Below are 12777 nucleotides of genomic sequence, written 5' to 3'. Positions count from 1 at the left end.
CTAATGCCGGCGCGTTGCCGATCTTGCGCAGCCTCAGGCCGTTCGCAGTGGCTTCGATCTCCAATTCCGTCCCGGCTACCAGATTGAAGCGATCACGAAACGACTTCGGGACGACCACTCTCCCAGCGCGGTCGATGGTAATAATCATGGCATCATGGTGGGAATAATGGTACTTCGCGTCAAGGGGCGTCTTGGCAGGAAAGTGGAAGACTGGGGGACAGGAATGTCCCCCTTCCTGGTAGTAGACTGGGCGTCGCCGATATCGGCTGATTCGAGGTAAGGGAGATCCAGCATGAAGAAGAAGCCATTCGTCCTCACCATTCTGATCGGGCTTGTTGCGGCGGCTGTTGTGGTTGCCGCCGTTATGCTGCCCTCGTCGCACGCCAAGAAGTGGCAGGCGGGAAAGGGCTGGGGTTGGGTCTGGGGCAAGGACGACGAAGTGGGGGCGCTCAACGAGATGACCGACGCCTCCCGCCTCGCGGCCCTGAAGATGGTCCGGCAGGGAAGGGTCTTCGATCTGGGATTGAGTTATGACCGGACCTCCTACAAGTGGCCCGGGCACAGTCCGGGCGAGATCATCATGTTCCGGTCTCCCAGCGGCGTGAAAAGCCAGAAGGACATTCCGGGCGTGATCCAGGACAATCCCTCGTTGACCGCTTGGCACAGTTGTGCCCTGTTCATCAACGACAACGTGGCGACCCAGATCGACGGGCTGGGCCACGCCGTTCAGGGGAAGGACAACCACTGGTACAACGGATTCAAGGAGTCGGACGCCTCGGGCGACTGGGGCATCCGCAAATGCGACGCCACCACCATTCCCCCTATCGTGGCCCGCGGGGTCATGATCGACGTGGCCGCGTACAAGGGGATGAAGGCGTTGCCCCCCAACTACGAGATCACTCCGGCGGACCTTCAGGGCGCGCTCAAGAAGCAGGGAACCAAGCTGCAGTTCGGTGACGTGGTTCTGGTCCGGACCGGGACCACCCAGTTCTGGGGCACCTCCGGATCGGACCATGAGACCATCGACCGGCATGACTCGGCCGGCATCAATCTGGACTCGGCCCGCTGGCTGGTGGAGCAGAAAGGGGCCATCATGGTCGGCGGAGACACCAGCGGCGTGGAATACAAGCCCACGGCGGCGGACAACAAGGCTTACCGTGAGAAATACGGCTCCTTCATGCCGGTCCACAACTACCTGTTGATCGAACAGGGCGTCCACATCGCGGAGTTTCACGCCCTGGAGGAACTCTCTCGCGACGGCGTCTACGAGTTCACCTACGTCTGCACCGTGAACAAGATCCGGGGCACCGTGGCGGGGTTTGCCCTTCGCCCCATCGCCATTGTCTGAGCCTTTTCGGGACAAGGAGAAAGAAATGAGACATCAAGGAACAACATGGATCGTCGGAATGGCTCTGATGCTGCTGGCCGGAACGGCCGCGTCCGGTGGGGACGGGGGTGGGGGTCTCGCCAAAATCGGCTCCCGGACCCAGCTTTTCGTGGACGACTACATGATCCAGCACCTGTCCCATGCCAAGCAGGTGCTCAATCCGGCACAAAAGCACCCGAACAATCCCCTCATCGCCACCGACCGTCCATGGGAGGGACACTACCTCGGCCTCAGCCGCGTCTTCTACGACGAGGAGGAGGGCGTATTCAAGATGTGGTACCGGAGCAACAACGACTTCAAAGTCAAGAAGGGCGCCGACATCACCGACTACAAGTGGACCGAGAACGGCGTGGTTCGCGAAAAGGTCTGGTCGCCTGAGAGCTACAGCTTTGTAGGCAACTCCAACGGCGACGTGTGGCTGCCCCTTTTCGCCACCTCGCGGGACGGCGTGATTTGGGAGAAGCCGAGTCTCGGGAAGGTGGAATTCAACGGCTCGACCCGCAACAACATCCTGCCTGAGGAGAGCCGGGTTCCCACCTTCCGCGACCCCAATGCCACCGACCCGGCCAAGCGGTACGTCTCCCTCGGACACCGGCGCGGTACCCGTGGGAAACCGGGATTCATGCTGGACCTGTACCACTCGCCCGACGGGTTCAACTGGACGCCCTACGAGAACAATCCGGTCGTGGACACGTCTCCGGTGCCGGGAGTGTGGGGACCCACCGTATTCATGGGATGGGATCCCATCCGGAAGGTGTACGCCGCCCACATCGAGAGCTGCATCCACCGCGCGTGTCCGCTGGGGAAACGGCTCATCGGCCGGGCCGAGAGTCCCGACCTGATCCATTGGACCCGGGACCAGTTCATCGTCCTGCCCGATGAGCACGACTCGCCCGACACCGAGTTCTACGCCATGGCCGCCTTCGACTACGACGGGATCTACCTGTCCATCATCGAGATCTTCCGGACCACCAAGACCTGGCACTATCCCGAGCTGGCCATGAGCCGCGACGGACTCCACTACGAGCGCAACTACCGGGAGCCCTTCATCCGGCTGGGAGACTTCGGGGATTTCGACGAATCCACCGTCTACGTCTTTCAGGCCCCCATCGTCCACAAGGACAAGGTCCTGGTCTACTACTACGGCGGGAACTGGCGCGGCGCCGACGCCCTGCACGAGAAGGGAGACAAGGGCATCTTCGCCATCGGCCTGGCCACCGTTCCCCGGGACGGGTTCGTCTCCGTGGATGCGGGCAAGCTCCACCCCGGACGCCTGGTGACCCGGCCCGTCAGCTTCCAGGGGGACGGCCTCTACGTGAGAATGGAGGCGGCCAAGCACAACTGGGGCTCCGGCGTTCCCGAACTCCGGTTGGAGATCCTGGATTCGAACCAGCACCCGATTCCGGGCTTCACCATGGAGGACTCCGATCCGATCCGGACCAGCGGCCGTCACCGCATGAGCTGGCAGGGAAGGAAAGACGTGGGAGGACTGGAAGGTACGCCCGTACAGCTCAGGTTCCACTTCAAGAACGCCAAGCTCTTCTCCTTCCAGTTCCAGCCCTAGGATCGGCGGCATTCTTGTCGCCGACCGGGAGCGGCGGCATCCTTGCCGCCGGACACGAGCCGCGTCCTTTCTAGGCGCCGGACTCCGGTGAAGCTGGGAAACGAGGAGCATGGGGGGACAAGAAAGTCCCCCCTCCCAACATGGCAAAGGACGGAAGGGCCGGTCTCAAGCACCTGCTGACCGCCCAGTTCTTCGGGGCCTTCAACGACAACGCCTGGAAGTTGATCGTCACCTTCCTGGCGATCAAGGCCGCCACGGCGCACCTGACGCCCGGAGGCCCCGAATACCAGTCGGCGGCGCAACTCCAGACCGCCATCGCCTTCTGCGTCCTGACCATTCCCCTCATGGTCTTCTCGCTCCCGGCCGGCCTCCTGGCCGACCGGGTCAGCAAGAAGACCGTTATCGTGGCCATGAAGATGGCGGAAGTCCTGCTCATGGGCAGTGCGGCGCTCTGCCTCTACGCGGCGCCCGGATCGACGCTGTTTCCGCTGGTGATCCTGGGCTTCATGGGCCTGCAGAGCGCTCTCTTCAGCCCCGCCAAGTACGGGATCCTTCCCGAGATGCTGTCCCACGACAGGCTGACCGCCGGGAACGCGCACCTTGAGACCTGGACCTTTCTGGCCATCATCCTGGGGACGGCATCAGGCGGCCTGCTGCTTGACCTGTCGGGAGAGGCAGCCTGGTTGGCCGCGGCGGTCCTGGTTCCCGCGGCGATAGCAGGGCTTCTCATCTCCTTGCGTCTTCCCCCGGTGCCGGCGGCCCGTTCCGAAGGAGACCTGGGCGAGACCGTCCGCACCGCTTGGCGAGCCATCCGTCGGGAACGGGTTCTGGGTCTGGCCGTGGCCGGGTCCGTCGTCTACTGGACCATCGCGAGTCTTCTGGGCCAGGACATTCTGGTCTACGTCAAGTCGGTCCTGGGCCTCTCGGACACCCATGCCGGAATCCCTCTCGCCCTGTTCGGGCTGGGTGTGGGAGGCGGAAGCCTGATCACCGCCCGGCTCTCCCGAGGCAAGGTCGAGTACGGCGTGATCCCGCTGGGCGCCATCCTGATGGCAGGGAATTGCGTACTGTTGGCCCTGGCCGTGCCCGGATTCTATGGGCTCCTGGCCTTTTCGACCGGGCTGGGTGTGGCCAGCGGCATGATCATCGTGCCGCTGAACTCCCTGCTCCAATGGCGGGCTCCGGATCAACACCGGGGAGCCGTCATCGCGCTGGCCAACGTCTGGATCTTCGGAGGAATCACGGTGGGATCGCTGGGAGCGGCAGGCCTTGCCGCTCTGGGACTCTCGCCGGTATCCATTCTGCTGGTGGCGGCATTGGCGCTCTCGGCGGGGATGTTCTGGTCCGTCTCACTGCTTCCCGATGTCCTGCTTCGCCTGCTCCTGGTCCTGGCGACGCACTCCCTCTACCGGCTCCGGGTCGTGGGCAGGGACCAGGTTCCGGAGAAGGGAGGAGCGCTGCTGGTCCCCAACCACATCTCCTTCGTCGATTTCCTCCTGCTCCTCGCCGTAATCGACCGACCGATCCGATTTATCGTTCATCGAAAATACTATGAACGTTTCTACTTCAAGCCATTTATGAAGTCATTGGGGTGTATTCCCATCTCCTCGTCCGGGGGGCCGCGGGAGATTCTGAGAGCACTGAGGGATGCCGGAAAACGCCTGGACCAGGGTGAGCTGGTCTGCATCTTCCCCGAGGGGCAGATCTCCCGGACCGGCACTCTTCTCCCCTTCAACCGGGGCCTGGAACGGATTGTCCGGAACCGGCAGGCGCCCATCATTCCCGTCTACCTGGACCGGATCTGGGGCAGCATCTTCAGCTACGAGCGGAACCGGTTCGTCCTCAAGATTCCGCGGGAGATCCCGTACCACGTCACTCTGGCCTTCGGCGCCCCTCTGCCTTCCGGGACCGACGTGGGAATGATTCGCCAAGCCGTACAGGAGCTGTCCTGCGCCGCGTGGAACCGCCGTCAGGAGGGCGCCCGGCCTTTGCACCGGGCCTTCGTGCACCGGGCCAGGACGCGTCCACTGGCTCTTGCCTACGCCGACGAGAGCCGGCCCCGCCTGAACCGCATCAAGTCCCTGTCCGGCGCCGTGGCCCGGGCCCGGGCTCTCAAGTCGGAATGGACGGGACAGGAGCGAGTGGGGATCCTCCTGCCGCCGAGCGTCGACGCCGCCCTGATGAATCTGGCCTCCGCCCTGGCCTGCCGGGTGACCGTGAACCTGAACTACACCGCGGGCGCCCAGCGGATGGAGTCGGCCGTGGATCAAGCGGGGCTCAAGACCGTCGTTACCAGCCGCGACTTCTTGCAAGAGGCGAACCTGACCCCGCCCGGAAACGTCCGCCTCATCTACCTGGAGGATTTGACCGAACGCATCGGCGCCGGACTTCGGGCCACCAGCTTGGCGGCCGCCCTGCTTCTTCCTTCCCTCTGGCTGGAGAAGCTGTGCGGCGCCACCCGTGTCCCCGGCGCCCACGACCTCATGACCATCATCTTCAGCAGCAGCGGCGCGGGAGACCCCAAGGGCGTGATGCTCACCCAGTTCAACCTGGATTCCAACATCACGGCGTTGGAACAGGTCCTGCGGACGAGACCGTCGGACCGGGTCCTGGGCATCCTGCCCCTCTTCCAGTCCTTCGGCGCCATGGCCTTCTGGTTCGCGGCTAAAAACGGCCTGGCTCTGCCCCTGCACCCCGACCCGCTGGACGGTCCGGCCGTGGGGCGGCTGGTGGAGCGCTACCGGGTGAGCATCTTGCTGGCCGCTCCGGCCTCCCTGCGGATCTACATGCGTTTGTGTTCTCCCGGGCAGCTCGGTTCGCTGCGGTTGTTGTTGACCGGCGCCGAGAAGCTGCCGCAAGAGCTGGCGGCGGCCTTCCAGGAACAGTTCGGACTGCGGCCGCTGGAGGGTTACGGGACCGCCGAATGCGCCCCAGTGGTCTCCGTAGGCGTCCCCGACTACCGGGCGCCCGGCTTCTTCCAGCTCGGCTCCCGGCCGGGTCACGTGGGCCAGCCGCTGCCCGGCGTGGCGGTGCGGGTCGTGGACCCGGAGAGCTTCGAGCTCCTGCCGCCGGGGACTCCCGGAATGTTGCTGGTCAAGGGACCCAACCTGATGCGCGGTTACCTCGGACGGGACGACCTGACGCGGAAGGCGATCCGGAACGGATGGTACGTGACCGGCGACATCGGCCTGGTGAGCGAGGACGGCTTCGTGAAGATCACCGAACGCCGCACCCACCGGGAGCAGGAGCAGGCTGCTATCCGATAAAGACGTACTTGGCGACAAAGATCACCGCCAGGACGTCGACCAGCCAATGCACCTCGTCGCCTCGGCCGCTCAACCGCTTGACGATGGGATAGGAGATGAACCCCAGAGCCAATCCGTCGGCGATGCTGAAGGTCAGCGGGATGGCGATCAGCGTGAGGAAGGCCGGCACCGACTCCGAGACGTCATTCCACCGGATCCGCGCGGCGGCGCCCATCATCAGTACGCCGGTCACCACCAGCGCCGGGGCGGCGGCGAACGTGGGCACCGACTGAACCAACGGCGTCAGGAACAACGCAGCAGCGAACAGACCACTGACCACGACGCTGGAAAAACCGGTGCGGGCGCCGGAGGAGATGCCGGCGGCGCTCTCGATGTAGGTGGTCACCGTCGACGTCCCGATGACGCTGCCGCAGACGGTTCCCACCGAATCGGAAAGCAGCGCGCGGTTGGCTCGCGGAAGCCGTCCCCGCTCGTCCAGGAAACCGGACCGCTCGGATAACCCCAACAGCGTCCCCATGGTGTCGAAGAGGTCCACGAAGAGCAGGGCGAGGATCAGCTCGATGAACGCCGGGTTCAGCGTCTGGGGCAGGTAACGCACGGCTTCGCCGAAGAGATTGACGGGCCAGACCGGCATGCTGACCAGACCGGTGGGCCACGGCGTTGCCCCGAAGATCATGGCCAGCAGGGTCACTCCCATCATCCCGAGCAGGATCGCTCCCCGGATTCCTCGCGCCATCATCACGCCGATCGCCAGGAGCCCCAGAAGGGCCAATCCGACGGACCAGGAACGGACGTCGCCCAGGCTCACCAGAGTGGCTTGATTGTCGACGATGAGTCCCGCGTTCTTCAGTCCGATGAACGCGATGAACAGACCGATCCCGGCCGCCACCGCTCTTTTCAGGGTGTCCGGAACCGCGTTGATGATCGCCTCGCGGACCCGCAAGACGGTCAGCAGCAGAAACAGCAGCCCCGAAGCCAGGACCACGCCCAGGGCCAGCTTCCAGTCCACCCCCATGCCCAGGACGATGGTGTAGGCGAAAAATGCGTTGAGGCCCATTCCGGGAGCCAGGGCGAAGGGGTAGTTGGCCAGGAGGCCCATCAGGAGCGTGGCCAGGGCGGCGGCCGCACAGGTTGCGAACAAGAGCTCCCCGAGCATGTCCTTGCCCAGGGCATCGGACAGGATGGCGGGATTCACGACCACGATGTAGGCCATGGTCATGAACGTGGTCGCGCCGCCGGTCACTTCGATCCGCCAGTTCGTGTTTTCCTGCTCGAACTTGAAGAATTCAGCGATTTTGTTCATTGGAGTCTTATATCAAGGAATAATAGATAGATACCTATGGAATAGGGTGATTTTCCAGGGGGGACAGTCTTGCCTCCCGCTTCGTCGCCGATTGGAAACCGGAGTACGGGGGGACTAAAAGTCCCCCCTCCTATTGGCTCATTGGTAGGTGATGGAGACCGAGTCCAGGACCGGGGAATTGGCGGCGCCGGGACTGAGGAGGCTGGCCTTGTATTGGATCCAACGGGCGCCGTCGCCGGGGTTCGGAAGCTGGGCGCCGGACTGTTTGTAGTAGTTCTCCGGGCCGGCCGGTCCCATCCAGGAGGCTGACTCCAGGCCCTCCCGGGTGGCGGCCCAACGCACCTGGAATTCCAGGCCGGTCCGGAACGGGGTCTCCCCGTCCCAGGTGAGGGTTCCCAAACGCTCCACGGAACCGGCGTCGAAGGGCGGAGAAATATAGTCGTAACGATGGCCCCGATCATAGGCGTGACCCGGATCGGAGGCAAGGTGGTGGGGCCCCAGGACCGGCAGGGAGGTCCGGCGCTCGGTGGAGAACCCCTTCGGCCCTCCCCAGTAGAGAAAGGCGTCGTTCCTGTGGTTGCCCTGCTTGGAGTGGCAGGCGAAAAGGATGTCCACGTGGCCGTCCAGGTCGAAGTCGTTGGCGAGGACCCCCGAAGCGGAGTTGCTGGGAATCTCCATCTTGCGCGAAGGGTCGAACCCGGAGGGGCCGTTCCAGTAGATCCTGGAGGGGTGGCTGCGGGTATATCCGGCATGGTAGCTGCTCAGGACCAGGTCCAGGAATCCGTTCCCGTTCAGGTCGGCCACCGCGGCCGAGGAATTGCCCACTGAAGGCAGGATGGTCCGGTTCGTTTCGGAATAGCCATCGGAACCGCCCCAGTAGATGAAGGTGTCCCCCTCCGCAGAGCCGCCGAAGGACCGGGATTTGCCCGGCGCCGGATCCCGGTCGTAGAGGTTGCTGGCGATCACGTCCAGAAAGCCGTTTCCATCCAGATCGGCCACTTCCACGCCGACCGAAACCCGGGAGGGCAATTCGGTCCTGCGCTCATTGTCGAATCCCAGCGGACTGTTCCAGTAGACCACCACCTTGTTCAGGGTCCCGCTGAAGATCACATCGATCCAGCCGTCACGATTCAGGTCGCCGATGGTGTGCTCCCGGATGCTGCCGATCCGGAAGATGAAGCGGTTACCGTTCGAGAATCCCTCCGGGCCGCCCCAGTAGAGCCTGGTGGCCTCGGTACCCGGGCGCCACTGGGTGAAGACGGCGTCCAGGTACCCGTCCCGGTCGAAGTCGGCGAGCCGTGAAGAAAAGCTGTTGCCGGTCGCCAGAACGGCCCGATTGGACCCGGAGTACCCGGAAGCCGATCCCCAGTAGATGGTCGGACCCGGATTCTCCCCGTAGACGCCAGGAAACAGGAGATCCACATGGCCGTCCCGGTTGATGTCTGCGCTGGAACAGTATCCGTTGCCTGTGGGCAGCAATTGCCGGCGAGACGGCTCGAATCGCCCCTTGGGTCCGCCCCAGTAGATGTAAGCCGGGATGCCGTGGGTGGTGTCGGCGGCATGGACGAAGACCAGGTCCTTGCTGCCGTCTCCGTCCAGGTCTCCCGCCTGGACCCCGGTGGCCTCGAACGTGGGCAGCTCGGTTCGCCACTCGGGCGAGTAGCCCTCCGGGCTGCCCCAATAGACGTACGCGGGGGGTTTTCCGTGAGGCTGCCCGCCTTGCTGCGAGAAGACCAGTTCGAGGTAACCGTCCTCGTCCAGGTCCTCCACCAAGCAGCGAGTCGGCGCCAGCGTGGGAATCGATGTCCGCCGATGGGAGCGATAGCCATCAGGAGCTCCCCAATAGATGAAGGAGACCAGACCCGACTTGTTGGCGAAGACCAGGTCGGCGTGGCCGTCCCGGTTCAGGTCTCCCACGGCGACGTCGGACGCTCCCACGGTGGGCAGCAACGTCCTGGAATCGACCGAATAGCCGTCGGCCGAGCCCCAATAGATGAACGAGGGCACGCTCACCGTGTCCACGATGTTGTACATGCCCATCTCCCGGGTCTTGAGCCGGTAGGAGTTGGCCAGGACGATCTCCGGAAAGCCGTCCCCGTTGAGATCGGCGGCCTCGACCGCCGAAGAGCGGTCGCCGGGCAGATGGACCGCCGCGCGGCTGGTGTAGTCTCCGTCTGCCGTACCCCAGTAGAGTAGGGCCCCTCCCTCCGCGTCCGTGTTCCCTTCGTTGGCGAAGACCAGGTCCAGGTGTCCGTCCCGGTCCAGGTCGGCCACCTTCACGTCCCGCCCGTTCACGGTCCGCAGGACCTGCCGCCGTTCGGCGGAATAACCGTCCGGCGATCCCCAGTAGACGAAGGACTCATTGTGCGGGTCCACCGTCACGTGGTAGTCCAATCCGCTGTTGGCGAAGACGATGTCCTGGTGTCCGTCCCGATTCAGATCCTCCACGGCCACCGCGCGAGCGCCCCGCGTGGGAAGGCCGCTGCGGTCGGAGGCCTTGGGACCTCCCTTGGCGCCGCGGTAGATGAACGATTCCAGGTCGGTGCGGGTCCCGTTGAAGTTGTTGGCGACGATCAGCTCGGCTTGGCCGTCCCCGTCCAGGTCGGCCACGGCGCCGTCATGGCCCCCATTGGTGGGCAGGCGGCTGCGGCGCTGGGTCGAGTATCCCTCGCCTCCCCCCCAGTAGATGAACAGGTCCGCCCGCTCGTGGGGATCGTGGTCATTGGGGAAGATGATGTCGACGCGTCCGTCCTGATTCAGGTCCAACAGCTTGATCAGGACCACCTCTCCTTGAGCGGTGACGTAGGTGTTGACTCCCCCGTCGCTGAAGCTCCCATCCGCAAAGTCGAGGAAGGAGGATGTCGTCCAGACCTTTTCTTCGGCGGCGAGAGGCGCGACGCTCCAGGTCAACGTCAGTATGGCCAACATCCGAATCGAAGCCGATTGGATCGAGTTCCCAAGGCTCATGGTGGTTTTTCCTTTCTGTCCGGAACTGAATGCCTGTGGCGGATAGTCTACACCGGAGAGGAGGGGGGACCGTTAGTCTCCCATTCTTCTTTCGCCCGTCCGCTTGCTGCCCTATTGTGCCTCTGGAGTTCGCCGATCGGAAATCGCCGCTTCTATTCGCCGACCGTAAATCGCCGCTCCCCGCGACTTTGGAACCGGGAATCCTCCCCAAACGCGCAAGACCTGACCAGACATCGTTCCCTCGATGGCCTGGACATAAGCCTCCGCGCACTGCTCCGCCGTCACCGCCCCCCGTCGTTCATGTCCAGGCTCAACCACGGGGCCCGGGCTCACGACGTTGATTCGAATGCCGCGAGGCCAAAACCGGGCCGTGTGTTCCACATAGGTTTCAAGCGTTGCATTGAACGGTCCCGTGGCGATGCCCTTCCGGTTCGAGTAGTGGCTCAGGAATCCGCTGGTCAACGTAAACGAGCCGCCGTCTCGAATCGTCGGTTGCCCCAACGTCATTAACCGGATCTGGGACAGGAACTTCCGTTCGAAGCCGTAGCGAAAGTCATCATCGGACAATTCCTCATACGGGAGGAATCGACTGTCGCCGCCCACGGCTGACACGAGCGCATCGTAGCTTCCCACTGTCGCGAACATGCTGCGCACCGACTCCGGATCGGTGTAGTCACACTGCACGTCGCCATCGACCAGCCCGACTCGAACCACTTGATGATTGGCGGATACGGCCCTGTCGACGCCACGACCGATCTTGCCGGATGCTCCGACGAGGATCACTTTCATCTGAACTTCCCCAATCAGACGGATCGGGTGATGCCTCCATCGACCCGAATGTTCTGTCCCGTGATGTAGGCGCCGCCGTCGGAGGCCAGAAAGAAGATGACGTCGGCAATCTCTTCCGTCGTTCCGTAGCGTCGCAGCGGGATGCGGTCGCGATACTCCGGATTCTCGGGGAAATTGTTGATGAACCCGGGAAGAACATTGTTCATACGAATGTTGTCCGCGGCGTACTTGTCTGAAAACAGTTTTGCAAACGCCGCCAATCCGGCCCGGAACACCCCGGAGGTCGGAAAGGCAGGTTCGGGCTCGAATGCGGCGAAGGTGGAGATGTTGAGGATCGCACCACGTTTCTGACGCTGCATGATGGGAGTCACCAGGCGTGTCGGACGAACGGCACTGAGGAAATAGACCTCCATCCCCAAGTGCCAGTCGTCATCAGAGAGCGCGAGGATCGGCGCTCTCGGACCGTGTCCCGCGCTGTTCACCAATACATCGATCCGGCCCCACTTTTCCATGGTGAGATCCACGAGGCGCTTCAGGTCGTTGTTGGATCGATTAGAGCCCGTCACACCGACGCCGCCGAGTTCCGTAGCCAGGGCTTCCCCTTTGCCCGAGGAAGACAGGATGGAGACGCCGAATCCGTCAGCGGCAAACTTCCTTGCCGCAGCGGCTCCCATGCCGGTTCCGCCAGCGGTGACGACCGCTACTTTCCTTTTGTTGTCAATTTCTGCATTCATGAATTCTCTTTTACCCGATTGGAGGGGGGCCCAGGAGGGGCGACATGTAGTCCCCCACACCCCGAAGTAACGGCGGCAGGAGAGCCTTCACTCCCGACTCCGCGTATCGTGAACCGGCTTTCGCCTGAACATCGTGGCAGGCCGTACCCGCGAACGGGATCTTGCGGGCGTGGCGGGTGCCTAGCCTCCTTTGGCCAGGCGGTGCGTTCCGAAATTGAAAAAGTGGGCTGTTCGCCGTTGCCACCAGGTCACGGCTACCTGCTCTTTCTCGTCGGCGTAACCCATTGCTCGCAGAAGGTCATTGTGGCAGAGCACGTCGAGCACTTGCATGACGGGAGGTTCCAAGGCCTCCAGATCCAGACGTTCCTGGGTGACGGCCATGACCGTCTCCTCGGAGTCATCGGCGCGGAGCCGCTTTTCGAGCAGTGTGAAGTCCCTGACGAACTGGGCATGTTGGGTCGCCTTGACGGCAAAGGCGAAGACGAGCTTGAGGCTGGAAACGAGCGCAACCCCTAGTCCCAATCCCAGAATCCACGACGGACGGTCCTGGACCGCCAGAGCGACCGTTCCGGAACCGAACAGCAGCAGCAGGAAATTGGTCCATCGATTCACGCCCTCGAAGAACGCTTGGCGTCTGGAATGGTAGCGGATCGAGCGGCGGACACCGAAAAGGAGAACATCGTATTCGTAGGTCTTCATGTCTTCACGGCTCCTCATGCCGGCCTCGGGATCAGGAGCCGACCTTTCCCGAGCCCTTGCTCCCTCCA

The 12777-nt window shown here is 63.4% G+C and carries 9 protein-coding genes; 3 read left to right on the top strand and 6 right to left on the bottom strand.

The window, feature by feature from the left end:
* Window positions 1–148: AbrB/MazE/SpoVT family DNA-binding domain-containing protein (locus OXT71_03185; protein ID MDE2925382.1), on the bottom strand; the 148-nt coding region annotated here is incomplete at its 3' end.
* A gap of 144 nt (window positions 149–292) precedes the next feature.
* On the opposite strand from OXT71_03185, the gene OXT71_03180 reads away from it, so the two are divergent.
* The 3 genes from OXT71_03180 to OXT71_03170 all read left to right on the top strand — a co-directional run bounded on the left by OXT71_03180 (window position 293) and on the right by OXT71_03170 (window position 6217).
* Window positions 293–1348, top strand: a complete 1056-nt coding sequence (locus OXT71_03180) for a cyclase family protein (GenBank protein ID MDE2925381.1) — start codon at window positions 293–295, stop codon at window positions 1346–1348.
* Between the two features lie 25 nt (window positions 1349–1373).
* A complete protein-coding gene (locus OXT71_03175; protein ID MDE2925380.1) occupies window positions 1374–2951 on the top strand; it encodes a hypothetical protein in 1578 nt (525 codons plus the stop codon).
* Between the two features lie 140 nt (window positions 2952–3091).
* On the top strand, window positions 3092–6217 hold the full coding sequence (locus OXT71_03170; protein ID MDE2925379.1) for an MFS transporter: 3126 nt from the start codon (window positions 3092–3094) through the stop codon (window positions 6215–6217).
* On the opposite strand, the gene OXT71_03165 is transcribed toward OXT71_03170, so the two are convergent.
* The 5 genes from OXT71_03165 to OXT71_03145 form a co-directional block, all read right to left on the bottom strand.
* Window positions 6207–7520 carry an NCS2 family permease gene (locus OXT71_03165; GenBank protein MDE2925378.1) on the bottom strand — a complete coding sequence of 438 codons (1314 nt, stop codon included), beginning with the start codon at window positions 7518–7520 and terminating at the stop codon, window positions 6207–6209. The two genes, OXT71_03170 and OXT71_03165, sit on opposite strands and share 11 nt — an antisense overlap.
* Before the next feature lie 138 nt (window positions 7521–7658).
* Window positions 7659–10487: a VCBS repeat-containing protein gene (locus tag OXT71_03160; protein MDE2925377.1), complete on the bottom strand. Its 2829-nt coding sequence runs from the start codon at window positions 10485–10487 to the stop codon at window positions 7659–7661.
* A 111-nt stretch (window positions 10488–10598) separates the two neighbouring features.
* Window positions 10599–11276 carry a short chain dehydrogenase gene (locus OXT71_03155; GenBank protein ID MDE2925376.1) on the bottom strand — a complete coding sequence of 226 codons (678 nt, stop codon included), beginning with the start codon at window positions 11274–11276 and terminating at the stop codon, window positions 10599–10601.
* Window positions 11277–11290: 14 nt separating this feature from the next.
* The gene (locus OXT71_03150; GenBank protein MDE2925375.1) at window positions 11291–12010 is read right to left on the bottom strand and encodes an SDR family oxidoreductase; all 720 of its coding nucleotides are present in this window, start codon (window positions 12008–12010) and stop codon (window positions 11291–11293) included.
* A gap of 180 nt (window positions 12011–12190) precedes the next feature.
* A complete protein-coding gene (locus OXT71_03145; GenBank protein MDE2925374.1) occupies window positions 12191–12709 on the bottom strand; it encodes a hypothetical protein in 519 nt (172 codons plus the stop codon).
* Window positions 12710–12777: the final 68 nt, after the last annotated feature.

Source organism: Acidobacteriota bacterium, assembly GCA_028874215.1.
Classification (GTDB): domain Bacteria; phylum Acidobacteriota; class UBA6911; order RPQK01; family JAJDTT01; genus JAJDTT01.
The sequence above is the reverse complement of the archived record's forward strand: the minus strand, read 5'-3'. Positions and strand labels throughout refer to the sequence as shown.